The sequence below is a fragment of the Streptococcus sp. GMD5S genome (assembly GCF_000298715.2).
GTDB lineage: Bacteria > Bacillota > Bacilli > Lactobacillales > Streptococcaceae > Streptococcus.
Genome location: NZ_AJRG02000004.1, coordinates 1 through 25,306, shown reverse-complemented (window position 1 = coordinate 25,306; position 25,306 = coordinate 1). Strand labels below are relative to the sequence as shown.

The following is a 25,306-nucleotide window of genomic DNA, read 5'->3' as shown; positions in this document are numbered from 1 at the left end:
CTAGTCCTTTCTAGAAAAATCCGCTTAAAGCGGATTCTTTTATAGTCCCATTAAACGATAAGCCTGGTCTCGGAGGTCTTTATCTGTTTCAAATAGACCACGAGCTACTGTCGTCAAGGTTGCCGTGCCTGGCTTTCTAACACCACGCATACTCATACACATATGTTCCGCCTCAATGACAACAAAGGCTCCCTTAGCCCCCAGATAGTCCATCAAGGCATCGGCCACTTCGATATTTAACCGCTCTTGAATTTGTGGTTTTTTCGAATAAACTTCAACCGTACGGGCTAGCTTAGACAGGCCTGCCACACGACCATCTGGAATGTAGGCAATGTGCGCTCTCCCATAAAAAGGCAGAAAGTGGTGCTCACACATAGTGTGGAAAAAGATATCCTTTTCTACCACCATATTATCATCAATAATCTCAAAGGATTTTGACAAGTGTTCCTCAGCAGTTTGGCCAAGACCTGAAAAAATCTCTTGGTACATACGGGCTACACGAGCAGGTGTTTCCTGCAAGCCCTCGCGGTTAGCGTCCTCACCAACAGCCTCGATAATCATTTTTACAGCCGTTTCAATCTTTTGTGTATCCATTCTCGTTCTTCCTCTCCATCAGATAGGCTCTCACTTGGCTCAAGAAATACAAGGAACCTGTGATAATCCTAACTGTTTGTTTCTCTTCATTTTTATCTGTCAATTTCTGCTCTAGAAAATCCTGCCAACTTTGGTAATTGAGATTTCTAGACTTGGCTGTCTCTTTCAGCACGCTTTCATCCGTCGCCCGACTATCGTCAAAATGGGTTAAAGTCAATTGACTACCTGGCACCGTTTCTAGCAAATCCAGCATATCCTCCAAAGCCTTGGTTTTAATACACGTAAAGAGGATTTCCTTATGATAATCCGCAAAGCGTTCTTGCAAGTTTGCTAATAAAGCCTTGATAGCATGAGGATTGTGGGCCCCATCCAAAAGCAACAATGGGTCGCTAGACATGACCTCCAAACGCCCTGCCCATCTGGTCTCTTTCAAAGCTTGAGCAATTAAGTCATTACTTGCCAACTCCCGCCCATCTTCTTGACAAAAAGTATCAAGTAAAGCTATGGCCATCCCCGCATTCTCTATCTGGTGTAAACCAAGCAGGCCTGTCTGGAAGCGACCTTGTCTGACAGCACTTGTATAGTCAAAGACCTCACCTGTCACTACACTTTCTTGATAACAAACCTGATAATCTGTCCCATAGGCAAGTCTCGGTGCATGTTTCCCTTCCGCAATGCGGTCGATAACGGCCAAGACTTCTGGAGCTATACGACCTGTCACTAAAGGAACACCTTGCTTAATGATTCCAGCCTTCTGTTCTGCTATGGCTTCCAAGGTGTCACCAAGTAGGGCTACATGGTCCAAACCAATGGTCGTAATCCCTGTCAAAATTGGCTGACAAACATTAGTACTATCCAAAAGACCACCCATGCCGACTTCCATGATAGCCACATCTACTTGCTCTAAGGCAAAGTAATCATAAGCTAGAGCTGTGATAATCTCAAACTCGGTTGTTCCCTGCAAATTGTCAGCCGATTCTCCCTCAAGCAACGACTGATAGTCTGCCATGAGGGCTTCTAGCCTAGCCTCGGGGATAGATTCCCCATTGATGCTAATCTGATCTGTATAATGAATGAGATAGGGCGAGCTGAACACCCCTACTCTCAGGCCTAGCTTTTCCAGCATCTCTTTCAAAAAAGCAATGGTCGAACCTTTACCATTTGTTCCGCCGATATGGATAACCTTGAGTTTGAGATGGGGATTGCCACGTAAAGCTAGGAGTTCTACCATTCGCTCCAAACCAAAATGTGGTTGGTCCGTCCGGTAGTGGGCAATCCACTGATTGTTTTCAATTTCGTTCATCTTACTTATATTGTTTTAAATCTAGATTTTCTGCATCATCTGCCAAACGAATGGCTGACGCAATTTCAACTGCCATCCTGTGACTGGCAACATCGTGCACGCGCACCACTTCCACACCCTGTCTCGCAGCGATACTGGTTACATGAGCCGAAGCGGTGTCCCGATTTCGGAAACCGACTTCCGTCTCAGGATTGACTTCAAAGCCATTCTCCTCAAGGATATTGATAACAAACCGCTTGCGCGAAACACCAAGAAAGATTGGATAGCCCTGCTGATGCAATTTATCAAGGTCCCGTAGAAGAAGTAGATTTTCCTTCTTGGTGAGACCAAAACCAATTCCCGGATCCAGCAAAATGTTTTCTCTTGCTATCCCAGCTTGATTGGCTCTCGCTAGTGCTCGTTCAAAGAAAGCCTCCATCAAGTCTTCGATTGGCATTTTTTCAAAGTCAGCTAACTCTTCCTCTGTAAAAGCTTGCCCAAAACCAAAATGAGGAAATATGAGCGAACTAGGGTGCTGAGGTCGAGCCATGACTGGATTAAACATGATGACTACTTTCGCACCAGCCTTAGCAACCACATCCGCCATTTTCTCATCTCCCATGAGACCCGTAATGTCATTTACCAGATTGGCACCAGCAGCCAAAGCAGCCTCTGCCACCTGACTTTTCCAAGTATCGATGGAAATGAGAACATCACTTTCCTCACAGATAGCTTTAATCACTGGAACAACACGCTGGATTTCCTCTTCTATCTCAACATAGCTACTGCCCGGCCGAGTCGATTCTCCACCGATATCAAGCATGCTAGCTCCTTCAGCTATCAATTTACGGGCTTGCTGAAGCGCCTGGTCAACAGCAAAAAACTGACCACCATCCGAAAAGGAATCTGGTGTTACATTGATAATTCCACAAATAGCTGTTTTTGCCTGACTAGCTTTACTGAACATAAGGTCACTCCTCAAGGTTTTTCACCACATTATTTCTCTATTTTACCATAAAAAGAAAAAGATGGATACGCTAGTATTCATCTTTTCCAAGCGGCTAATGGTTTAGAATGATAGACCTAGATTTCTACTAATCAATACCAATAAGGCCAACAAACAAAATGCAATACCATTGAGAATCATATGAAGCAAAATGGACATCTCCAAACGCTCAGTCTTATAGGCTGTCCAAGTCAAAACCGTTGACATTCCTCCATAAATAATCACAGAAGGTAGATTGGTTGGCATATGAAGCAAGGCAAAGACGATTGCACCAACAATAAAACCTAGTTTTTCTTTTCCGCGGAAGATCTTTTTTGGAATAATCCCACGACACAAAATTTCTTCACAAATCGGCGCAATCAAGACTAGTAGGAAGAAAGTTGAAATCAAGGAACTATTCTGAACCAAACCATTCAGTATTGATTGGTTACTGGTTGTTACCTCATTTGTTAGTCGAAGCAGTAGTGAACCCAAGAGATTTGTCGCAAAAATCACCAGATAACTCAGTACCAAGCGAGCCAAGTCTTTTGCCTTAAAAAAGGATAGATTAAAAGTAGCAAGTTGTGTTTTTCGTGCACCAATAATGAATACAATCAAAACGACTATGGATAGAGCACCTACTAAGAGCCCTGACTGTAAAATCGGAAACTGTTTGTTTGCTAAAAACAAAGCAAGTCCTATGGGAAATTGAGATAGAACAAAAGCTACCAAAAGGATGATCACCCATTTCCCTCTGTTTAAAACCTCTTGCCAAATCGTCTTATCTTTCATGATGTACCTCCTTATAAGAAAAAGGGGAGACTCCCCTTTTTCTATTATACCATTTATAGCGCCATACTGATATAGTTAAGGATAAACAAGGCATCCAAAATCCAAATCATCACGTGCACATCCTTGGCTTGACCTTTGACAACTTTTGTCAAGGTATATGTCAAGAAACCAACAGCAATCCCTTGTGTGATAGAGTAGCTGAATCCCATAAAGATAGATGTGAAGAAGGCAGGAACCGCTTCAGCCATATCATCCCAAGGGATATTTTTCAAGTTAGAAAGCATCATGATTCCGACGATGATCAAAATTGGTGCTGTTGCAGCTGTCGGAACAATCGCTAGAAGTGGGCTAAAGAAGCTAGATAGAGCAAAACAGATCGCAACCACTAGGGCTGTCAAACCAGTACGTCCACCAGCACCGATACCAGCCGCAGATTCAACATAGGTCGTAACGTTTGAAGTACCTGCAATGGCACCTACCGAAGTTGCCACCAAGTCAGAGTATAGAGCCTTGTCCAATTTAACTGACTCATGGTTTTCCCCACTTGTCGCAACGATACCAACTTTTTCACCAGTACCGATAAGAGTACCGATTGTATCAAAAATATCCGTTAGTGAGAAGGCAAGAATAGCCATCAAGGTTTCTGGTAAACGTGAAGTGTTTGAAATCAAAGATCCTAAACCTTCTGAACCCAGAGCAGCACCAAACAAAGTTCCTAGATCATTAACCGCTGATGAAAGGTTGTTGCTAGCAAAGTCAATCGCTGACAAATTCACAACTTTAACGGCAATGGCAAGGACAGTCGTTGTTAAAATAGAAAGAATAATTCCACCTTTGATGCCTTTAACTACAAAGAAAATGGTAATAGCCAGACCTGCAAGAGCCACCAATACTGCTGGAGTATTGAAGTCTACCAATCCTGGAACGGCCGCTGAGTTTGCAGTAAGTGCAGCTTGAGCCTTGTCCGCTCCTTCACCTGCTACCGTATAAGTACCTGGATCGATTGAGAATTTCAAGAGACCGGCATTCTTAATCCCAACATAGGCAAGGAAAACACCAATACCAGCCGAAATAGCTGAACGAAGTGTTGTTGGAATAGATTCGATGATCATTTTACGAACATTTGTTAAGGTAATAATCAGTGAAATAATTCCACAAATGAAGACCATACCAAGAGCCTCTTTCCAAGTATAGCCCATCCCAAATACAACTGTAAATGTAAAGAAGGCATTTAGTCCCATACCTGGTGCTTGTGCGTACGGCAAATTAGCATAGAAAGCCATCATCAAAGTACCTACTACAGAACCGATAATCGTTGCCAAGAACACACCTTGAACAGGCATACCCGTTTGGGAAAGCATTTGAGGGTTTACAAAGAGAATATAACTCATTGCAAAGAATGTTGTTAAACCAGCAAGCACCTCTGTACGGACATCTGTCCCGTGCTCTTTTAGTTTAAATAGTTTGTCCACCTTTAATCTCCTTTTGTTTTTTACGAACAATATTAGTATTATATCATTTATCATTCACCTTTTCAATATGTTTGTTTGATTTATTTAATAAATCAAAGCAACTGTAGTTTTTGTTCTTATCTGCTTTTCTTCCTTCTTTTTGATATAATAGTAGACATCTTATCTGGAAACGACTAGGAAGGTTTATATGACTAAAAAAATTATCGCAGTCGATTTGGACGGAACCCTGCTAAATAATGAAAGCAAGCTCTCCGATTTCACCAAAGAGACGATCAAAAAAATTTCAGAAAAAGGACACCATGTCATCATCACGACAGGCCGTCCGTATCGTATGGCAAAAGACTTCTATCGTGAGCTAGAATTGCATACTCCCATGATTAACTTTAATGGTTCCCTTACCCATCTACCAGGAAAGGCTTGGGAGCATGAAAAGTGCTTGACCTTGGACAAAAAATACCTCCTAGACATGGTCAAGCGCACGGAGGACATCCAGGCTGACTTTATTGCAGGAGAATATCGAAAAAAGTTCTATATCACGACTCCGAATGAAGAGATTGCGGATCCTAAACTATTTGGCGTAGAGAACTTCCGGCCGGAAAATCAATTCAAACCCGAACGAGTAACCAAAGATCCCAACTGCATCCTCTTGCAAACAAGGGCTGAAGACAAATACGCTTTAGCAGATGAAATGAATCGTTTTTATCAGCACCAACTAGCTATCAATACCTGGGGTGGTCCCCTCAACATCCTCGAGTGTACTCCCAAAGGTGTAAACAAGGCATTTGCTCTAGAGTACTTGCTCAATGTGATGAATCGTGATAAAAAAGACTTAATCGCCTTTGGTGATGAGCATAATGACACTGAAATGTTGGCATTTGCAGGCAAGGGATATGCTATGAAAAACGCCAATCCTGCTCTTCTTCCATATGCAGACGAACAACTTCCTCTGACCAACGAAGAAGATGGAGTTGCCCACGCTTTACAAAATTTATTCCTATAAAAGGGAAGATTGCATGGTCGCAATCTTTCCTTTTTGTTTTCATTCTGTTTTCACAAAAGCACCTCGTTTTCTGTATTTTTATATTAAATTTTCTATCGCCATTTTCACTTACCTCTCAAAACTATTGATATATTAATATTTTTAAAAAGTCATTTTATGAAAACTTTTACATCTTTTTAGAAAAAGTAGTTGATTTTTATATGAAAACGGTTTATACTTAAAGTTAGGCTTAAAGTTTTCTTAAACATACAGTCAAACATTTTATAAGGAGGAATGACAATAATGAGTATCGGAATCATTATTGCGAGCCACGGCGAATTTGCTGCGGGTATTCATCAGTCAGGATCTATGATCTTTGGTGAACAAGAAAAGGTTCAAGTTGTAACCTTTATGCCAAATGAAGGTCCAGATGACCTTTACGCTAAATTCAACAACGCTGTGGCTGCATTTGACGCAGAAGATGAGGTTCTAGTATTGGCTGACCTTTGGAGTGGATCTCCATTCAACCAAGCTAGCCGCGTAATGGGAGAAAATCCAGAACGTAAGTTTGCCATCATCACAGGACTGAACTTGCCGATGTTGATCCAAGCCTACACAGAGCGCCTTATGGACGCGAATGCAGGTGTGGATAAAGTCGCTGCGAATATCATTAAAGAAGCCAAAGATGGCATCAAGGCTCTTCCAGAAGAGCTTAACCCAGTTGAGGAAGTTGCAACTGCTGCAGCTGCTCCAGTTTCACAAGCTGCTATTCCAGAAGGAACAGTTATCGGTGACGGTAAACTGAAAATCAACCTTGCTCGTCTAGACACTCGTCTCCTTCACGGTCAGGTTGCCACTGCTTGGACTCCAGATTCAAAAGCAGATCGTATCATCGTTGCTTCAGACAACGTTGCAAACGACGAGTTGCGTAAAGAATTGATCAAACAAGCAGCTCCTAATGGAGTAAAAGCCAACGTTGTCCCAATCCAGAAATTGATCGACGTTGCAAAAGACCCACGTTTCGGAGAAACTCATGCCCTTATCTTGTTTGAAACTCCACAAGATGCACTTCGTGCTATCGAAGGTGGCGTGCCAATCAAGACCCTTAACGTTGGTTCTATGGCTCACTCAACAGGTAAAACAATGATTAACAACGTTTTGTCTATGGACAAAGAAGACGTTGCAACCTTTGAAAAATTGCGTGACCTCGGTGTTGAATTTGACGTACGTAAAGTACCAAACGACACGAAAAAAGATTTGTTTGACTTGATTAAGAAAGCAAATGTTCAATAATGTTAATCTGTTTCTATCATTTTTGAAAACAGGATTAAATACTTTATTAAAACTAAATAGAAAAGGAATAAAACCATGTCAGATATTTCAATCATTTCTGCTATCTTGGTTGTAGTTGTTGCCTTCCTTGCAGGTCTTGAAGGTATCCTCGACCAATTCCAATTCCATCAACCAATCGTCGCATGTACCCTTATCGGACTTGCAACTGGTAACCTCGAAGCAGGTGTTATGCTTGGTGGATCTCTTCAAATGATCGCCCTTGGTTGGGCAAACATCGGAGCTGCCGTAGCTCCTGACGCTGCTCTTGCATCTGTTGCTGCAGCAATCATCTTGATCAAAGGTGGTAACTTTACTACTGAAGGTATCGCCGTTGCTACGGCAACAGCTATTCCTCTTGCCGTAGCTGGACTTTTCTTGACTATGATTGTTCGTACAATCTCAGTTGCCTTGGTTCACACTGCTGACGCTGCTGCTAAAGAAGGAAATATTGCGGCTGTTGAACGTGCTCACTTTGTTGCACTTCTTCTTCAAGGTCTTCGTATTGCAATCCCTGCTGCCTTCCTTATCGCTATCCCTGCTTCTGCCGTTCAAGATGCTCTCAAATTGATGCCAGACTGGTTGAATGGTGGTATGGCTGTCGGTGGTGCTATGGTCGTTGCCGTTGGTTACGCTATGGTTATCAACATGATGGCAACTCGTGAAGTATGGCCATTCTTCGCAATCGGTTTTGCTCTTGCAGCAATCTCTCAATTGACTTTGATTGCCCTTGGTGTCATCGGTGTTGCCCTTGCCTTCATCTACCTTAACCTTACAAAACAAGGTGGAAACGGTGGCGGCGGAGCTGCAACTTCTAACGACCCAATCGGTGATATCCTAGAAGACTACTAGAAAGGGGAACAATCATGGCTGAAAAAATTCAATTATCAAAATCAGATCGTCAAAAAGTTTGGTGGCGTTCACAATTCCTTCAAGGTTCTTGGAACTACGAACGTATGCAAAACTTGGGTTGGGCTTACTCATTGATCCCAGCTATCAAAAAATTGTACACTAAAAAAGAAGACCAAGCGGCTGCTCTTGAGCGCCACCTTGAATTCTTCAACACTCACCCATACGTCGCTGCTCCAATCATGGGGGTTACTCTTGCACTTGAAGAAGAGCGCGCTAACGGTGTTGAAATCGACGACGCGGCTATCCAAGGGGTTAAAATCGGTATGATGGGACCTCTTGCTGGTATCGGTGACCCAGTATTCTGGTTTACAGTTCGTCCTATCCTTGGAGCTCTTGGTGCATCACTTGCTGCATCTGGTAACCTTGTTGGTCCACTTCTCTTCTTCTTCGGATGGAATGCTATCCGTATGGCCTTCCTATGGTACACACAAGAGTTCGGTTACAAAGCTGGATCTGAGATCACTAAAGACATGTCTGGTGGTATCTTGAAAGACATCACTAAAGGTGCTTCTATCCTTGGTATGTTCATCCTTGCCGTTCTTGTACAACGTTGGGTATCCATCAACTTCACTATCAACCTTCCAGGCAAACAATTGTCAGAAGGTGCCTACATCAACTTCCCAGAAGGTCCTGTTACAGGAGCTGAGTTGAAGGGCATTCTTGGTCAAGCGCTTAGTGGTATGAGCCTAGATAGAGTTCAACCACAAACGCTTCAAGGTCAGTTGGACTCATTGATTCCAGGATTGATGGGACTTCTCCTTACTTTCCTTTGCATGTGGTTGCTTAAGAAAAAAGTATCTCCAATCACAATCATCCTTGCCCTCTTTGCAGTTGGTATCGCAGCTCGTTTCTTCGGTATCATGTAATCTCGGTGAGAATATATAAACAAAAAAGAATCAGGATTAAACCTGATTCTTTTTATGTATCAACTTTTTCTCCTAGTCAGATAATGAAAGCACCCAATCACCACTGCTAGTATGGCAACATAGAGTAGCTGTTTGGCTTCTAAAGGCACAAAAGCTCCCTGTAGGATAAAAGTATTGGCAAGTACACCAACAAGGGCTGCAAGGCTCAAAAACGTGAGCAAAAGCATCTTGTATCGATTAAAAGGCAAGCTGACCTTGGCAACTAGACACAGACCATTGATCAGGGCAAGGAGGAAGCAAATAAATTTGACCTGACCTGGGACAGTGATAAAGAAATTGGTCAAAAGAACACTAGCAACCAGAACGCCACCACCAATCGCCGCGTTGGTTAGGATATCTCTCATAAAGTGAGTGCTAACCTTTTCTTTATTGGACTCAAAAGTCAGGAAGAAGGATGGAATCCCAATCGTAATGGCTGAAATGATTGTAAACTGAATGGGGATAAAGGCAAATTCCAAACCAAATACCACACTCAAAATGGCAAAAACGATGGAGAAGAAGGTCTTTGTTAGAAAAAGAGAGGCTACCTTTTGGATGTTGTTAATGACCCGGCGTCCTTCCATCAAGATATCATAAAATACTGCAAAGTCATCTGTGAGAAAAACAATATTGGATACACTTTTGGCTGCACTCGTAGCCCCCTTCATGGCAAAACTAATATCTGCTTTCTTGAGAGCCAGAACATCATTGACTCCATCACCACTCATGGCAACTGTTTTACCAGCATTTTGCAAAATAGATACCATCTTTTGCTTCTGTTCAGGTGTCACACGTCCAAATATTTCGTGTTCCAAGACCACTCTTTCAAAGTCATCATCGCTCACCTTGGTCATATCAATAGCCCGCGCTTCTTCCTTAAAACCTGCCTTACGAGCCACCCCATATACAGCCACATGATTATCACCACTGATAATCTTCACTTCAACACCTTGAGATTCGAAATAGTCAAAGGTTTCCTTGGTATTGTCCTTAATCTCATCTGACAAAACGACGTGGCCTAGTAGTTCCATATTAGCTGGACTAGTAATCTGGTCCTTGCTATGAGCGAGTGTTAAGATTCGAAAACCTTGCTGTTTCAGATGCTCATAGTAGGCATCCATCGGCTGGGTAAAGCCTAGAAATTCATAGGCTCCGAAGAAATAGGTCCCACTGTCTTTTACTTGGACAAAGGAATACTTGTTTTTACTTGAAAAGGCACCAACTTCTTGAACTTCCCACTTTTTCTCACAGGTTAAGTAAGTCTTCAGAGCTCGGGAAGTTGCATTTTCATCCTCGAAATAAGCCAGATAAGAAGATAGTTTCTCTGCCACATTAGCATTCATTTCTTGGACCTTCATATTCCCCGTCGTGATAGTTCCTGTCTTATCAAAACAAAGAACATCTACTCGCGCCAAGGTCTCTACACAGTATAGTTCCTGCACTAGAACCTTCTTTTTAACCAACTTCATGGCTGCTACCGCTAGGGAGACGCTAACCAATAGAATCAAACCCTCTGGAATCATGCCGACCAAGGCACCTGAACTTCCTAAAACAATCTCAACATAAGACCGTCCTAGACTAAAACCTCTGATATAGAGCAGAATGGCAACTGGCACCAGCAAGATCGAGACGATTTTTAAAATCTTATCCATGTAATCGCGTAGTTGAGAAGGGTATTTTTTGAATTCCTTGCTGGATTTTGCGAGTTTGTTGATATAACTATCGGGTCCGACCGCCGTTGCCGTAACCAGACAAGTACCGCTAACGACATTGCTTCCGCTCATCAGCTTGTCACCTGCTGTTTTAAAGACTGAATCACTCTCACCAGTCAGCAAGGACTCATCCACTTCGATCGTTCCTTCAAGCACTTCTGCATCGACAGGTACCTGATCTCCCAGATTGAGATGCAGATATTCCCCCAGAACGATGTCTTCTGGATCAATCTCGATCGTTTGACCATCTCGATTGACCTTGTACTTACTTTTACCAAGCAAACTTAGCTTTTCCAAAGCATTTTTTGAACGCACTTCTTGGAAAATCCCGATAGCTGTATTGATAGCAATCACACCTAAAAAGAGCATGTTCTCAAATCGCAAGGTTGTGGCTACCAGAACTGCCAGAGCCAGGTTCATGGCATTAAAGAAGGTAAAGATATTTGAAACGACGATTTCCTTGGTTGTTTTGTAGGGTTTAATGTCGCTGATATTTCGTTGACGATCCTTGATGTCTTGGCTACTTAAATACTTCATTTCTACTCCGATATCCTTTTGTACTACTATAATAACACATATCTTTTTCTCTGTCACTTAAAGACTCAAAATAAGGAGAACTCCCTTGGCAAGCATCACCTATCGCCACTTCAAGAAGAACTTAAAAAGAGGCTAGGATTCCCCTAACCTCTTTTCTTTATGCTTTATTCTGCCAAGGCTCCCATTGGATCCCATGGTGCAAGTACGATTGGTTCTGCTTCATAGGCAGCTTGTTCTTCTGCTGTCAGCAATTCTTTACGGACAACGATTTGGTAAGTGTATTCGTCCATCCAAGCGTCTGAGGCGACAAAGTAACCATCTGCACCGACCTTGTCTCCCCATGAGTTTTCAACTTTCCACTTGGTTGACTTGCCATTTTCGTCCAAGTCCACACCTGTCAAGACCATGGCGTGGGTCATCAAACTTTCGCTGTAGTCCAAACGTCCAGCCTTGTCTTGAGTCAGTTGAATATCCATGCTTGATTCAAAGTCATAAACATCAGTCGCAAGGATTCCAGCTTTGCGGTTGCTGAGCTGGCCGACATCTGAACCAAACCAAACAGTTTCTCCTGTTTGCATTTGGGCAATCGCCAATTCTTTTAAGCGCTCCATTGGTACGTTGATGTAACGAACTGCACGGCTACCAACCACATTTCCCAACATCTCAACTGTGTAAGATTTACCGTAAGGCTTGTCAGCAGTTGGAGCATTGATAACAGAAACGTAGTCTTCTAGAGGAAGATTGACATATTTCTTGTAAAACTCTTGTGGCGTGATACCCTTTTCGCTTTGGTAGTTATCATCCTTATCGCGATAAGCAAAGTCAAATTTACGCGGTGGAAGACCTAGTGACATAGCAAGGAAGTTAAAGATTTCTTGCAAGAGGTCTTCTTTCTTAGCTTGAACAGTCGCTTGGTCAGCACCAGAAGCGAGCAAGTCACGCAAGATTTGGGCATCTTGGCGAAGCAATTTGTTAAGAATTGCATTGAGCTCACGGCTATTACTAGATGAAACAGACTCAGGGTAAACTGACTTAGGAACGACACCATATTTTTCAAAGAGGGCCACGACCATATCCCACTGTCCACCGTCTTGTTGTGGAGTTTGGAGTAGGAAGCTAACCTTACGGCTCGTCAATTCTTGATCTGCAGTCGCAATGACTTGCTCCAAGAACCAGTTAGATTTTTCATACTTGTCCCAGAAGAAAGTGTGGGCTTGTGACAATTCAAAGTTTTCCAATTTATATTGAGAAATGAGTTTGTGACGGAAGGTGTTGAGAGCTGCAAACATCCAGCAACGACCAGACGCTTTCTGGTTAGTAACCTTGTCCTTGGTCAAATCCAATGAGAAAACAGGTGCATTGTCTACATGACTTTGGCGACGTTCTAGAGCTGCAAAAATTCCATTGTGGCTGGCAGCATTTTCAATTGCTTGGTATTTGACATTTGCTTCATAGTTGGCAAATAGTTTATCTGTAAATGATTCTTGAATCGCGTTCATAGATTCCTCCTTTTATTCTACTGTCTATTATAACTCTTTTCACAAAGGAAGCAACTGAAAAATGAAAAAGGCAGGGACTTTCTCCTCACCTTTTCTAACATAATCCAAACTAAGCAATACTAGCAAGGAGAACTTCTAACTCCTCCTTGGTCAAGCGACGCCATTCTCCTCGTTTCAAATTCTCATCCAAAACTAGAGTCCCCATGGCCAAACGTTGTAGGTCCACTACTTCCTTCCCGCAGTATGCTACCATGCGTTTGACTTGATGAAATTTTCCTTCTCTAATAGTCACCCGAACCTGGCTCTCATCCTTATATGAATCCACTGACAAAATCTCCAGTTTGGCCGGCTGGCAGGTAAAGTCCTTGAGCGGAATACCCTTGCCAAATGTTTCCACATCTTCTTGGCTCATGATTCCCTTGACCTGAGCTTGATAAGTTTTATCTACATGACGCTTGGGCGATAGAAGGGAATGAGCCAGCTTTCCATCATTTGTCAAGAGTAAGAGTCCATGCGTATCGATATCCAATCGCCCTACAGGAAAGACTTCTTTGGCACGTCCATAGTCATCCAACAAGTCCAGAACCGTTCTATGCTTGGGATCTTCAGTCGCCGAAATGACTCCTTGGGGCTTGTTCATCATGTAGTAGACAAACTCCTCGTACTCTAGCACTTGACCATCAAAGCGAATTTCGTCTTTTTCTTCATTTATTTGCAATTTTGCTGATTTTTCTTTTTTGCCATTGACCGTCACGCGTCCAGCCTTGAGCAAGTTTTTGACCTCCGTCCGACTTCCCACAGCGCATGCAACTAAAAATTTATCTAATCTCATAAAACTATTATATCATACTCAAAAGGAGGCTGGTACAATGACCAACCTCCTTTTCTTTTCATACTCTTCAAAAATCTCTTCAAACCGCGTCAACTTCCATCTGCAACCTCAAAACAGTGTTTTGAGCTGACTTCGTCAGTTCTATCTATAACCGCAAAGCAGTGCTTTGAGCAGCCTGCGGCTAGTTTCCTAGTTTACTCTTTGATTTTCATTGAGTATCAGATTTAAGAAATTAACTTCCTCGTCTCCAGAAAATAGCTAAGACAACCATAGCACCTAAAACAGCTGGAACAATAGCTATCCCCGCTAGATTTGGACCCCAAGTTCCAAAGAGCAGGTGCCCCAAAGAAGCACCAATCCAGCCGAGAAACATTTTCCCAAAGCATCCCATGCTTTCTCCGCGATTGGTTAAAGCACCTGCCAAGAGTCCTACTAGGAGACCAACAAACATACTTCCAAGCATAGCTTCTCCTTAAATTGCCCAGTCTCCATTGCGGAAGAGTGGTACGCGTGTTCCATCCTCACGGATACCATCGATATCCATTTGATTCGAACCAATCATAAAGTCCACGTGAACATCTGAACGGTTCAGTCCCGCAGCTTCAAGCTCTTCTTCGCTCATCTCCGCTCCACCAACAACGCTGGTCGCATAGGCTGCACCGATAGCCAAGTGGTTTGAAGCATTCTCATCGAAAAGCGTGTTAAAGAAGGTAATGCCTGACTGAGAAATTGGACTTGGATCTGGTACCAAGGCACATTCACCCAAGGCACGCGCACCCGCATTTTCAAAGACAAGGTCCTTCATGACCTGATCACCCTTTTCAGCAGTAATGTCTACGATTTGACCATCCTTGAAAGTTACTTTAATGCCTTCGATGATATTTCCGTTGTAGCTAAGTGGTTTTGTAGAGGTTACATAGCCCTCTGCACGACGGAAGTCAGGAGCCGTAAAGACTTCTTCTGTCGGCATATTTGGTAAGAATTCTTCGCCCTGTGCATTGATAGCGCCAGCTGATTCCCAAACGTGATTCTTAGGCAAGCCAAGTGTCAAATCTGTCCCTGGCGCTGTGTAGTGAAGGGCTGAGAATTGTTCTTTATTGAGCATTTCTGCCTTGCTCTTAAGGATAGCAGCATGCTCTTCCCAAGCTTTAACAGGATCTTCTTCGTAGACACGGCAAGTTTTGAAGATCTGATCCCAAAGGAGGTCCACTGCTTCTTCATCGCTCGCAGCATTTGGAAAAACCTTCTTAGCCCACTCAAGCCCTGCTGCAGCTGCTACAGTCCAGCTAACCTTGTTGGATTGCGTTGCGATACGCATTGGCTTCATCGCAAGTCCCATAGCTTTGGCAGAAGCTGAAAGCTTGTCAGCATCCACTCCGTTCAAGGCACCTGGGTCAGAAGAACGGACACCGAGACGGCTAGCCTTGTTTTCCAAGAGGTAGTTCATCTCAGCAATCTTGTATTCTGGCACATTGTTCAGACGCTCTATCGGCGCGTGGAGGAATTTCTCACGGTTGATGATATCATCTGTCCACTGAACAATAACCTCATGAGCACCCAAGGCATAAGCTTCTTTCACGATCAAATGCGCCAACTCACGTTGCTCCACATCGATAGAAAGAGCCAAGGTGTGACCAGGTTGCACGTTAATTCCATTCGCAACCAACAATTTCGCATATTTTTCTAGATTTTCTTTAAAATTTGGTAAAACCATTCTATTCTTCCTTTTCTTTTGTTATTTTTCCTTCAAAGCAGAAAATAATCCTGCTAAAGCAATGGCACCAGACAAGAGCGCTGTCGATAGAATAATTGTTTCATCTGCCAGCTCTAGCTGATAGTCAAAAATCTTTTCAGCAGGTTTATCTTCCGCAAAAATTCTTAGTTTCATCAAATGTCCCCCATTACTAGTATATCACATATATTAGCATTTTAAAAAACAAGCTCATTAAAGCTTGTTTTTATTTAACTATCACAAAAGTCGTGTACATATCTTTCCACTTCTTTTTCCATAAATTGAATCTCACAAATACCCCATTTATCATTCTTTACCGTTACATCTGCCATCATCTGTAATTTTAAACTCTGGCGATTGAAAATTCCTTCCCACTGTTTATATTTTGCACTTGGAACTAAATTTCCAAACTTCGAATTTTGACTATCTGTAATGATACAGAGATTCCCAAAGGAGTGCAAAAATTTATCATCAATTTTTTCAACTCTTTCATCACTATTTGGATGTTGTGGAAACCAATGCTCTATAGAACGACGATATGTAAATTTGAAATCTTCAAACTTAACATCGTATGCTTTCTTTAATTCTTCACGATTTTTCCATAAAACATAATCTACAAAGTTAAAAGCATAAACAGGAATTGCACCATATTTCTTAATTCTTCTATCCTCAGTAAACAGTCTTTCTTCTGCATACGTCACTGCCATTTTTTCAAGAAATTCTTTAAAATGAGCACCAAATTCTTGATCATTTAGTTCTTCAATATGTCTGAAGAGAAATTGAAAAATCTCATATAACCAACGACTATCACGATTAGCAGTAAAGGTCACAGCAAACATAGATTGAAGGAGGATAATGTTTTTGTTAATTTCCGAATCTGAAAATGTATTCTTAGTAAAGCGTTCTTCAACTATGTAATGCTCTTTCGCTTTTCCATTAGGTTGATATTCATAATAAGTTCCCTTCTGCAAAAACCATTCATCCTTATTTCTGCTTGAAGAATCCATATTTGAATTTCTAACGATGTAATTATCAAAAATATGTTTTATTTTAAGAAGAAATTCACTGAATTCAATAATCCAAGTCTTATTTTTATTTTTTATATCAAATAGGGCTAAAAGTTTCTTGTCGTCTAACTGAACCTCATTGGTATCCTTACCTTCCCAAATTGCCAATACATGGAGTAGGAAGGTTGGAAAATCGATAACTTGGGTATAATCACCAAAATCTTTTTCTACTTCTATATTTTTTTCATTTATCTTTTTTCCTAATATATCTGATAACTTTCTTCTTTCATTTTGATAAAAATCAATATCATCATAAATATTATGAAATGAGTAATTTGTAAAATGCCATCCAAAAATACGTTCGCGTTCTTGAAAATCATCTGCTCTCTTCCGTCGCATCTTAAATTGACTTGATACCGGCTTATCAAATTCCGCACAGGCATCCCAAATTCTTGCAAATTTTTGTGCCATTTCTTGATCTGCACCAAACTTGGCCATCATTTGCGCCTTAAGGATCTCATGAGCCTCTAGTTGTTCTCCACGAGAGTTGAAACGTTCGAAATAAAGATTTAAGTCTAAATCTTCAGAAAGTATACTCCGAAAAATAATAACTTTATCAAAAAGATAATCAACGAAAGACTGAGGATTAAGGTGACGCTCCTCTAGCACTTTTTTCAATGCGTCTTTAGCATGTCCGTAACCTCTAGTTAATTCATTTTCATCGTCCTCAGAGATTTTTTCCTTAGTAAATAGTTTTTGAATATTCTCATTTGATTTCTTCCTAGCTGGAAAGGTAAGATTGACAGCTTTCAATAGATCAAAACCAAACTCATGCTTCAAAGCTAAGGCAATCAAATTAAGGGCTGTTGTCCGTTGTTGCCCATCTATGATTTTGAAAATGTCATTCTCTTTATTAACGACTAATGTTCCAATATAGTAATTGTCTCTATTTTCTTGAAAAGCATCTGCTACGTCGTTCAATAACTGCTCAATTTCATCATAAGTCCAGGCAAAATTTCTCTGATAAAGAGGAATAGCATAGGTATCTTCATTTAACAGACGATTAACAGATAAGCTTATATGCGTTTCTACCATTTATCTTTTTCCTCTTCTATAATCTTGTCCACAGTATAATTTTCAAATAACTCTCTATCTATCTTTATCATGAAATCATTCGGAGTGACGGCATGAGATAAAAGTTGAAATAGCTTTTGAACCTCTTTTTGTCTAAACCTTCCACCAGCAGCATAGTTCCCAACCGTCGCATCATATATGGCTTTAGATTTAACTCGAGGGTAGTAAGACCAAATAAACAAGGTCTCTACTATCTCCTTTGATAGCTCCTCTTTTCCAAATCTATCTGCGAAAAGCGAGCAAATATTTAGGAATATATTGTGACACTTGAGATAGCGACCCTTTGAGCTATTGTAAATGTTTAACATACCTTCTGGGTAAGCTAAATTTTGTTCTTCTTCCTCTAACTCATTAGAGACTCCAAACTTTTTATTTAAAAAATTTTTATGAACTTTAATAGTTTCATGAGAAGATTCAATATACTCAAAAAATTTACTTCCATCAATTATTGGCATAGTAATTGACATAGGGAGTTTTTCAATATGACGATACAATTCTAGGTATGGAAAGTTCTGATTCAAATCAACGCCTTTAAAGTCGTCAATAAAATCCTCTGTAAAACGGAGATAAGAGCCATAACGCTTGTTTGTTAATCCTGTCTCTCCTCGCGACCAACGTCTCATACGAAAAAGATGTTTATCAAACAACTCTTTGAGACTTAACTCTTTATCCTCTACAAATTGCTCCCACTTTTCAACAATTCTTTCATCTTCGGAATCTTGCTTGCGAAGATGATAGGCCTTGAGCAAATCATGAGGTTCTAAAGATTTTCCACGATTATTCTGAGAATCAAATAGCTGAAAGGCCTCTGATAATCGTTCTTGGGGCATAGTAATCACAGAGACAGCACAATTCTCTAATAAAAAGTTGCAAATGTCTTTTGCCTCATTTTCGCCAACTAATTGAGTTAAATTTTTCCACTCATTATAATTTTCACTCGCATGATAGCAAGATAGCTCTCCAAATTCTTCAGCACTCAACAGTTGATTAGCACCCTTATAATTCTCTAAGTCATCTAACGAATGAAGAAACAAAGAAATTGAAATTAGCCGTTGCTGTCCATCGACAATATCTAAGTGTCCATCATTCTTATGCAGGATAACGGAACCAATCTGATATTCCTTTTTCCCCATAGCATCTCGTAAATCATAAAAAAGATTACGGATATGTTTTCTGTTCCATTTATATGGTCTTTGATAAGAAGGAATCCGCAAATTCCCTTTTTTCAATAGTTCTCCAACCTTTTTAGAAGTAAATTGAATAGTCATTTTATCCTCATTTATATTTATCTATCATTTCTTGAACCGTTCGCTTCATATCCTCTACTAAAATCCGAGGAGACAAAACAGTAACTGCTTCCCCTTGTCCCAGTAACCAGCGTTTAAGACCCGGTGTATACTGACTTTTAAACTTAAAATGAGTCCAGGAACCATTTTTCCCAACTATTTTTGCATTTGGAAATTGATCCATCACAATAGTAGGATCATACAAATACCCAATCTCAATACTGATTTTCTTCCCGATAAAAGCATCAACTCTCTCGTTACGAATATCACCATCTCTAAATTTATCTCGATAAGAAATAGAGGGTTTCTCTATACCACTAAGAGACCATGATTGGATACGGTCTACTCTTAAAGTAATATAAGTAGCGTGTTTTAACTGATAAACAACCAGATAAAAATAATGACTATCATAGTAAAGAGATACAGGCAAAACCGTCTGCTTCTTAGAAGACTCCGAATAAGGTTTTTGATAGATAATGTCTAAGACCTGTTCATGTAGAATAGACTCCGATAAATTCCAAATTTTCTCTATTCTATCTTGCTGATCCGTTAAGGGAGCATAATTAAGCTTTTCACTACCAATGATTTGCTCAATTTCTTTCTGGTCATCACGAGGAATTAAAATCAGTAAATTTTTTAGTAAGCTATCAATTTCTGGCCGATTCAATGCTCGATTTTCCAATAAAATCTTTGAAATAACAAGTATATCCTTTTTATTAAAAACTGACTTACTTGATAGGCTATACTTATTCGTTTTACGACTATAAAGCAGGTCTCCATTAAAATCGGGATGACTGGATAAAATATCACGAAGGAGCGAAAAATCTCTCTGTATCGTCTTTTCACTAACCTCAAATTCCTGGGCTAATTGCTTTTTTCCTAACGGAGTCCCAAACTGTAAGCGTAAAAAGATTGTTAGTAATCTCTCTTGATCATTCATTTGCAATTTCCTTCTACATATTATTCAAACAATATTATTTCCAGTACATTTTTATCACTTCTATAGTCTAACTAGCACTTTATATTCAAAACGATTAAAGCAAAATAAACTAGCCCTTAGATGATTTCAACTGTACCACTATGCCAGATTCGAAGAACTCAACTACGGATTCAGCCATATTTTTTAAGTCTTCGGGTAAGCAGTCTGAATATACAATGAAGAGTTTGCTTCTTTTCTTATTCTCTTTGAATTGCTGCATCCAGTATTCCTGTACCCTTTGATCAGCCTCTCCCAAGAATTGAACTCCATCCAGAAAAATCAAATCATACTCTGTATACTCCATTTGCATTTTTATCCATTGACTATGTTTAGAAAAAATCAAATTATCTCTCACTCGATAATATGCAAGTGATGCTATTGGAGTAGCAGGTTTTATTTTAGTTAACGTATAAAACAAATGCCATCTGTCAGTCTCTGAAATACCGCAAATGTAAATACATTGAGAATCTTCTTTTAAGTCTATTTGTGGAAATCCGGTCCAATCACTCCCATCATCTTTCAAGCCTTTTTCAAAATTATAAATTTCCTCTTCAATTGACACATTAGAATTTAAAATTTCTTGATTCACCATATTATACTCTCTTTTCTTTTATTTTTAAGAGAATTATAACAAATCAAGTGGACATTTTTTGTCCACTTGATCAAAATAAGCAATTTTTTAAAACAAATCATCAAACAAACTCAACTGGTTGTCCTCTGGCATATTGCCGAGAATCCCCATTTCATCCATCTTTTCAACCAAGGTTGATGAAAGTCCACCACGCTTGCGCAGTTCTGTCTTAGAGAGGAACTCACCCTCTTCACGCGCACGCACCAACTGCTTAGCAACGTTCTCTCCCAGACCATCCATTGCTACAAATGGTGGGATAAGAGTGTCTCCGTCAATGATGAATTCAGTCGCATCACTACGATAGAGGTCTAACTTGCCAAACTTAAAGCCACGTTCCCACATCTCATTGACAATCTCAAGAGTGGTATAGAGGTCAATTTCCACATTAGAGGCTTCATTGTTCTTCCGTTTTTCAGCGATTTCTTCCATTCTGCGCTTGATGGCGTCCAAGCCCGCACCCATGGTCTTGATATCAAAAGCCTTAGCGCGGATTGAAAAGTAAGCACAGTAGTAATAAATGGGATGGTGAACCTTGAAGTAGGCTACGCGCAAGGCCATCATAACGTAGGCTGCCGCATGGGCTTTAGGGAACATATACTTGATTTTTCCACAGGACTCGATATACCACTCTGGCACCTTATTGGCCTTCATGGCTTCGATATAGCCATTTCGCTCCTCTTCTGAAATCTTCAACCACAAGCCCTTACGTACCCGTTCCATGATGGTAAAGGCCATCTTAGGCTCGAGACCCGCATGCATGAGGTAAACCATGATGTCGTCCCGACAACCGATAACAGTCGATAGGTCCGCAATTCCTTGCTTGATCAAATCCTGGGCATTTCCCAACCACACATCGGTACCGTGGGATAATCCAGACAACTGAAGCAATTCCGCAAAGGTCGTCGGATGCGTTTCGTCTACCATCCCACGTACAAAGTTTGTTCCAAACTCTGGGATTCCCAGCATGCCCGTCGGCGTTCCGATTTGCTCAGGTGTTACCCCTAGTACATCAGTTCCAGAAAAGAGGGCCATGACACCTTCATCATCCATAGGAATTTCATTAGGGTCAATACCAGACAAGTCCTGCAATTTTCGAATCATGGTCGGATCATCATGCCCCAGTACATCGAGTTTGAGGACATTCTCATCGATATCATGGAAGTTAAAGTGAGTCGTCTGCCATTCAGCCGTCACGTCATCCGCTGGATACTGAACAGGCGTAAAGTCGTAGACATCCATGTAGTTCGGAATAACAACGATTCCTCCTGGGTGTTGTCCTGTAGTCCGCTTGACACCGGCAGCACCTTGGGCAAGACGTTCCACCTCTGCATCACGATAAAACTTCCCATAGTCTCTCTCATAGCCCTTGACAAATCCATAAGCAGTCTTAGCAGCAACTGTACCAACCGTTCCTGCACGGAAGGCATATTCTTCACCAAAGATATCACGTACATCCAAGTGGGCGCTAGGCTGGTCTTCTCCCGAGAAGTTCAAGTCAATATCGGGAACCTTGTCCCCATCAAAACCAAGGAAGGTCTCGAAAGGAATATCCTGTCCATTTTTGCTGAGTTTATGACCACACTTTGGACAGTCCTTATTAGGCATATCAAACCCTGAACCGTAAGAACCATCCGTGATAAACTCGCTGTACTGACACTGACCACAGACGTAGTGTGGAGAGAGAGGATTAACCTCCGTAATCCCAATCATAGTCGCAACAAAACTGGACCCAACAGACCCACGAGAACCAACCAAGTAGCCCCGTTCATTGGAACGTTGCACCAGCATCTGCGAAGCCAGATAAATCACGGCAAATCCATTCCCCAGAATGGAAGTTAATTCTTTTTCAATCCGCAAATCAACGATATCTGGCAGCGGATTTCCATAAATCTCAAAGGCTTTTTTGTAGGTCAGCTCGGCGACCGTTTCTTCCGCCTTGTCAATGAAAGGTGTGTACAAGTCACCCTTAACAACCTCAACAGGTTCAAAGATTTCTGCCAAGACATTAGTGTTTTCAATAACTAGTTTGCGTGCTAAATCTTCACCCAAGAAGGCAAATTCATCCAACATCTCATTGGTCGTTCGAAAATGAGCCTTTGGAAGAGGAGCTGGTTGGGCATGTTCCCCATGACCAATGGTTCGGTTAATCATAGCCCCTTGTCCCAAACTACGGACGATAATTTCACGGTAAATCTCTTCTTCTGGTTCGATATAGTGGACATTTCCCGTAGCCAGAACAGGCTTGCCAAGACGATCTCCAACCTCTATCAAGCTCTTGATAATGGTCTGAAGTTCCTCCATATCCTTGACCTGCTCTTTGGCAATCAATGGCGCATAGATAGCTGGTGGCATGACCTCGATAAAGTCATAATACTTGGCCACCTCAACCGCCGCATCCACACCTTGGGATACAACCGCGTCAAAAACTTCACCCTCCGAGCAAGCCGACCCCAAAATCAAGCCCTCCCGATGGGCATCTAGAACCGTTCTCGGAATCCGTGGCACTCCTTCAAAGTACTTGGTGTTAGACAAAGAAACCAACTTAAAGATATTTTTCAACCCTACTTGATTCTTAACATAAATTGTCGCATGTTTAATCCGAGCTTTTTTATAAGAGTCTGGACTAATCAAATCAATGTTCAGTCTAGCCAAATCAGTCACACCATGTTTTTCTGCTACCTCTTTGATAAAGATGAAAAGCAAACGACCCGTAGCTTCCGCATCGTAGTTGGCCATGTGGTGGTGTTCAAGTGCTACACCAAAACGCTTAGTCAAAGGCCCCAAACCATGACGTTTATACTCAGGATAGAGATTTCTAGCAAACTCCAGCGTATCGATGACTGGCTGGCTAATTTTAGGAAGACCATGACGATCATAGTTAGCATTCATAAAGCCAACATCAAAGGTAGCATTGTGGGCGACTAAGACTGTATCCTTGCAAAATTCTTGGAATTCTTGCAAAACTTGTTCCAGTGGTTTGGCATTTTTAACATGGTCATCTGTAATTCCAGTCAACTCAGTAGTAAAAGCGGACAAGGGATGCCCAGGATTGATAAATTCATCAAATTCGGCAATAACATTCCCCTTGTACATCTTAGAGGCCGCAACCTGAATCAAATCATTATAGATAGCTGAAAGTCCCGTCGTTTCCACGTCAAAAACTACATAGGTCGCTTCTGACAAGTCCATCTCCACTTCGTTATAAACGATTGGAACACGATCCTCCACGATATTGGCTTCCATTCCATAGATCAGCTGGATTCCAGCTTTCTTGGCCGCCTTATAGCCGTGTGGGAAAGATTGAACATTTCCATGGTCCGTGATGGCAACCGCCTTGTGTCCCCACTTAGCAGCTATCGCAACGATCTCCTCTACTTCTGGTAGAGCATCCATAGTCGACATATTAGTATGAGCATGAAACTCAACCCGACGCTCACCTTCTGGCATCAAATCCTTCCGCTCATAGTGAACAACTTCCTGCACATCCTGGACGTTCATGGTCAAATCACGTGTGAAGTTATTCATCTCCACATTACCACGAACTCGGAGCCAAGAATTCTTCTTAATGATGTCAAACTTCTGAGCTTCTTCTTCATTCTTAACCCATTTTTGCATTGAAAAACTTGAAGTGTAGTCTGTCATTTTAAAGTTGATCAAAACGCGACCAGTTCTGGTCACTTTATGTTCCACATCAAAAACGACCCCTTCAAAGACCAGACGATTTTCCTCAGTCGTCACGTCAATCATCTGGGTAACTTCAGCCTTATCTAGTTTAGGCTTGGCCATAGCCTTTTTAGCCTGAAAATCAAAGGCTGGCTTCTCTTCTACTGGAGGAGGAGCCATTTGTTCCAATTGCTCCATAGCTCGAAGCGCTTCCTCATTGGCAGCCTGAACGATTTGTTCATTCTCCGTATGGAAGGCTTCCTCCTGCTCTTGTGTAAGAGCATCATTCTTTTCTATTTGGCATACAAAAGCTGGAAAACCAAACTTTTCGAGTTGCTTTGCCAAATTAGGAAGATGATTCTTCTTAAAGTGCTCCTTATCAATCGCCTCTGAACCTTCAATAATGAGTTGATTTCCCTCCACACGAACGTTTAAATTCTGGTAAAGAGATTTAAACCCCTGACTTGCACATGGACCTTCAGAAAAAGCCTCTCTATAGTAGGCCTGCAAGAGTTCATTAGAGACTTCTTGAGAAAGAGCCTTGATTTCGAAAACAGCTCGGTTTCCTGTCTTAGAAAATTCTTCACCAAGCCCTTTCTTTAACTCTAAAAAGATTTCAATCGGTAAAATATTAGAAAATACAAAATGAAATTCCCAAATCTTACTAATTTTATGAACCACAACACGCTCAATTCTGGCATCAACAAGAGCAGGATCCCGTCTCAATTGATCAGAGACTCCTAGTTGATTCATTAAAATTTCAAACTTACTTGACATTCATTTTCCTCACATTATTCTCTTACTATTTTACCATAATTAAAGAAAATATATGACTGGTACCATTCCTTAAGCACTACTAGTTTACACAAATTTGTTCCGTAAACAAAAAAGAAGACTCTCAGAATCTCCTTAATAAATAGAAAAAGATACCTTTAAGTATCCTCGCAATCAATCGGGAAGACAGGATTCGAACCTGCGACACCTTGGTCCCAAACCAAGTACTCTACCAAGCTGAGCTACTTCCCGCGTTAAATAAAAAAATGC

20 protein-coding genes and 1 tRNA gene are annotated in these 25,306 nt (G+C 41.2%); 4 read left to right on the top strand and 17 right to left on the bottom strand.

Translation table 11 applies throughout. The annotated features are described in order from the left end of the window. Positions 1-39: 39 nt before the first annotated feature. From folE to GMD5S_RS0203035, 5 genes are all read right to left on the bottom strand, one after another. Positions 40-594 (bottom strand): GTP cyclohydrolase I FolE, encoded by a 555-nt coding sequence (gene folE / locus GMD5S_RS0203055; protein ID WP_000380931.1) that lies wholly within the window; start codon positions 592-594, stop codon positions 40-42. Further along, positions 575-1,897, bottom strand: a complete 1,323-nt coding sequence (locus tag GMD5S_RS0203050; RefSeq protein ID WP_001002329.1) for a bifunctional folylpolyglutamate synthase/dihydrofolate synthase — start codon at positions 1,895-1,897, stop codon at positions 575-577. Before GMD5S_RS0203050 ends, folE begins: the two co-directional genes overlap by 20 nt. Position 1,898: 1 nt before the next feature. Then, the gene (gene folP / locus GMD5S_RS0203045; RefSeq protein ID WP_000491578.1) at positions 1,899-2,843 is read right to left on the bottom strand and encodes a dihydropteroate synthase; all 945 of its coding nucleotides are present in this window, start codon (positions 2,841-2,843) and stop codon (positions 1,899-1,901) included. A gap of 102 nt (positions 2,844-2,945) precedes the next feature. After that, positions 2,946-3,653, bottom strand: a complete 708-nt coding sequence (locus GMD5S_RS0203040; protein ID WP_000653641.1) for a CPBP family intramembrane glutamic endopeptidase — start codon at positions 3,651-3,653, stop codon at positions 2,946-2,948. Positions 3,654-3,706: 53 nt separating this feature from the next. After that, a complete protein-coding gene (locus GMD5S_RS0203035; protein WP_000359248.1) occupies positions 3,707-5,125 on the bottom strand; it encodes an NCS2 family permease in 1,419 nt (472 codons plus the stop codon). 187 nt (positions 5,126-5,312) lie between these two features. Here GMD5S_RS0203035 and GMD5S_RS0203030 point away from each other — a divergent pair, with 187 nt between their 5' ends. The 4 genes from GMD5S_RS0203030 (at position 5,313) to GMD5S_RS0203015 (ending at position 9,211) form a co-directional block, all read left to right on the top strand. Next, the gene (locus GMD5S_RS0203030) at positions 5,313-6,125 is read left to right on the top strand and encodes a Cof-type HAD-IIB family hydrolase (protein WP_000162335.1); all 813 of its coding nucleotides are present in this window, start codon (positions 5,313-5,315) and stop codon (positions 6,123-6,125) included. 282 nt (positions 6,126-6,407) lie between these two features. Beyond that, positions 6,408-7,397 carry a PTS sugar transporter subunit IIB gene (locus tag GMD5S_RS0203025; RefSeq protein ID WP_000021984.1) on the top strand — a complete coding sequence of 330 codons (990 nt, stop codon included), beginning with the start codon at positions 6,408-6,410 and terminating at the stop codon, positions 7,395-7,397. Between the two features lie 75 nt (positions 7,398-7,472). Then, complete coding sequence (locus GMD5S_RS0203020) at positions 7,473-8,285, top strand: PTS mannose/fructose/sorbose transporter subunit IIC (protein ID WP_001280321.1); 813 nt, start codon at positions 7,473-7,475, stop codon at positions 8,283-8,285. Positions 8,286-8,299: 14 nt separating this feature from the next. Then, positions 8,300-9,211: a PTS system mannose/fructose/sorbose family transporter subunit IID gene (locus GMD5S_RS0203015; protein WP_000818322.1), complete on the top strand. Its 912-nt coding sequence runs from the start codon at positions 8,300-8,302 to the stop codon at positions 9,209-9,211. Positions 9,212-9,270: 59 nt separating this feature from the next. Here the strand turns inward: GMD5S_RS0203015 and GMD5S_RS0203010 are convergent, their stop codons facing one another. The 12 genes from GMD5S_RS0203010 to GMD5S_RS0202950 all read right to left on the bottom strand — a co-directional run bounded on the left by GMD5S_RS0203010 (position 9,271) and on the right by GMD5S_RS0202950 (position 25,288). Continuing rightward, the gene (locus GMD5S_RS0203010) at positions 9,271-11,499 is read right to left on the bottom strand and encodes an HAD-IC family P-type ATPase (RefSeq protein WP_000876387.1); all 2,229 of its coding nucleotides are present in this window, start codon (positions 11,497-11,499) and stop codon (positions 9,271-9,273) included. Between the two features lie 164 nt (positions 11,500-11,663). Further along, positions 11,664-12,998 (bottom strand): aminopeptidase C, encoded by a 1,335-nt coding sequence (gene pepC, locus GMD5S_RS0203005; RefSeq protein WP_000991645.1) that lies wholly within the window; start codon positions 12,996-12,998, stop codon positions 11,664-11,666. Positions 12,999-13,107: 109 nt separating this feature from the next. Continuing rightward, complete coding sequence (locus GMD5S_RS0203000; protein WP_008282969.1) at positions 13,108-13,830, bottom strand: pseudouridine synthase; 723 nt, start codon at positions 13,828-13,830, stop codon at positions 13,108-13,110. A 232-nt stretch (positions 13,831-14,062) separates the two neighbouring features. Further along, a complete protein-coding gene (locus tag GMD5S_RS0202990) occupies positions 14,063-14,293 on the bottom strand; it encodes a GlsB/YeaQ/YmgE family stress response membrane protein (RefSeq protein ID WP_000901578.1) in 231 nt (76 codons plus the stop codon). 9 nt (positions 14,294-14,302) lie between these two features. Further along, the gene (locus tag GMD5S_RS0202985) at positions 14,303-15,544 is read right to left on the bottom strand and encodes an aminopeptidase (RefSeq protein ID WP_000243907.1); all 1,242 of its coding nucleotides are present in this window, start codon (positions 15,542-15,544) and stop codon (positions 14,303-14,305) included. A gap of 21 nt (positions 15,545-15,565) precedes the next feature. After that, complete coding sequence (locus tag GMD5S_RS0202980) at positions 15,566-15,718, bottom strand: hypothetical protein (RefSeq protein ID WP_000776613.1); 153 nt, start codon at positions 15,716-15,718, stop codon at positions 15,566-15,568. 74 nt (positions 15,719-15,792) lie between these two features. Next, positions 15,793-17,664, bottom strand: coding sequence for a GmrSD restriction endonuclease domain-containing protein (locus GMD5S_RS0202975; RefSeq protein WP_000230428.1), 1,872 nt, complete (start codon positions 17,662-17,664; stop codon positions 15,793-15,795). Continuing rightward, the gene (locus GMD5S_RS0202970; protein ID WP_000155167.1) at positions 17,658-18,971 is read right to left on the bottom strand and encodes a DUF262 domain-containing protein; all 1,314 of its coding nucleotides are present in this window, start codon (positions 18,969-18,971) and stop codon (positions 17,658-17,660) included. The genes GMD5S_RS0202975 and GMD5S_RS0202970 overlap by 7 nt, the downstream gene beginning before the upstream one ends. 7 nt (positions 18,972-18,978) lie before the next feature. Then, entirely contained in the window at positions 18,979-19,929 is a 951-nt protein-coding gene (locus GMD5S_RS0202965; RefSeq protein WP_000999609.1) for a helix-turn-helix transcriptional regulator, read from the bottom strand. Between the two features lie 109 nt (positions 19,930-20,038). Further along, entirely contained in the window at positions 20,039-20,560 is a 522-nt protein-coding gene (locus GMD5S_RS0202960) for a DnaA ATPase domain-containing protein (protein WP_000247995.1), read from the bottom strand. A gap of 87 nt (positions 20,561-20,647) precedes the next feature. Next, positions 20,648-25,039 (bottom strand): PolC-type DNA polymerase III, encoded by a 4,392-nt coding sequence (locus tag GMD5S_RS0202955; protein WP_000095448.1) that lies wholly within the window; start codon positions 25,037-25,039, stop codon positions 20,648-20,650. Positions 25,040-25,214: 175 nt separating this feature from the next. Then, positions 25,215-25,288, bottom strand: a tRNA-Pro gene (locus GMD5S_RS0202950). Between the last annotated feature and the right edge of the window lie 18 nt (positions 25,289-25,306).

Coding starts and splice junctions, on each gene's coding strand:
- GMD5S_RS0202990 (WP_000901578.1), bottom strand. CDS start 14,293: ATGCTTGGAAGTATGTTTGTTGGTCTCCTAGTAGGACTCTTGGCAGGT.
- GMD5S_RS0203025 (WP_000021984.1), top strand. CDS start 6,408: ATGAGTATCGGAATCATTATTGCGAGCCACGGCGAATTTGCTGCGGGT.
- folE (WP_000380931.1), bottom strand. CDS start 594: ATGGATACACAAAAGATTGAAACGGCTGTAAAAATGATTATCGAGGCT.
- GMD5S_RS0203000 (WP_008282969.1), bottom strand. CDS start 13,830: ATGAGATTAGATAAATTTTTAGTTGCATGCGCTGTGGGAAGTCGGACG.
- GMD5S_RS0202975 (WP_000230428.1), bottom strand. CDS start 17,664: ATGGTAGAAACGCATATAAGCTTATCTGTTAATCGTCTGTTAAATGAA.
- GMD5S_RS0203010 (WP_000876387.1), bottom strand. CDS start 11,499: ATGAAGTATTTAAGTAGCCAAGACATCAAGGATCGTCAACGAAATATC.
- GMD5S_RS0202965 (WP_000999609.1), bottom strand. CDS start 19,929: ATGAATGATCAAGAGAGATTACTAACAATCTTTTTACGCTTACAGTTT.
- GMD5S_RS0203040 (WP_000653641.1), bottom strand. CDS start 3,653: ATGAAAGATAAGACGATTTGGCAAGAGGTTTTAAACAGAGGGAAATGG.
- GMD5S_RS0203015 (WP_000818322.1), top strand. CDS start 8,300: ATGGCTGAAAAAATTCAATTATCAAAATCAGATCGTCAAAAAGTTTGG.
- pepC (WP_000991645.1), bottom strand. CDS start 12,998: ATGAACGCGATTCAAGAATCATTTACAGATAAACTATTTGCCAACTAT.
- GMD5S_RS0202980 (WP_000776613.1), bottom strand. CDS start 15,718: ATGAAACTAAGAATTTTTGCGGAAGATAAACCTGCTGAAAAGATTTTT.
- folP (WP_000491578.1), bottom strand. CDS start 2,843: ATGTTCAGTAAAGCTAGTCAGGCAAAAACAGCTATTTGTGGAATTATC.
- GMD5S_RS0202985 (WP_000243907.1), bottom strand. CDS start 15,544: ATGGTTTTACCAAATTTTAAAGAAAATCTAGAAAAATATGCGAAATTG.
- GMD5S_RS0203030 (WP_000162335.1), top strand. CDS start 5,313: ATGACTAAAAAAATTATCGCAGTCGATTTGGACGGAACCCTGCTAAAT.
- GMD5S_RS0202960 (WP_000247995.1), bottom strand. CDS start 20,560: ATGGTGAATCAAGAAATTTTAAATTCTAATGTGTCAATTGAAGAGGAA.
- GMD5S_RS0202955 (WP_000095448.1), bottom strand. CDS start 25,039: ATGTCAAGTAAGTTTGAAATTTTAATGAATCAACTAGGAGTCTCTGAT.
- GMD5S_RS0202970 (WP_000155167.1), bottom strand. CDS start 18,971: ATGACTATTCAATTTACTTCTAAAAAGGTTGGAGAACTATTGAAAAAA.
- GMD5S_RS0203020 (WP_001280321.1), top strand. CDS start 7,473: ATGTCAGATATTTCAATCATTTCTGCTATCTTGGTTGTAGTTGTTGCC.
- GMD5S_RS0203050 (WP_001002329.1), bottom strand. CDS start 1,897: ATGAACGAAATTGAAAACAATCAGTGGATTGCCCACTACCGGACGGAC.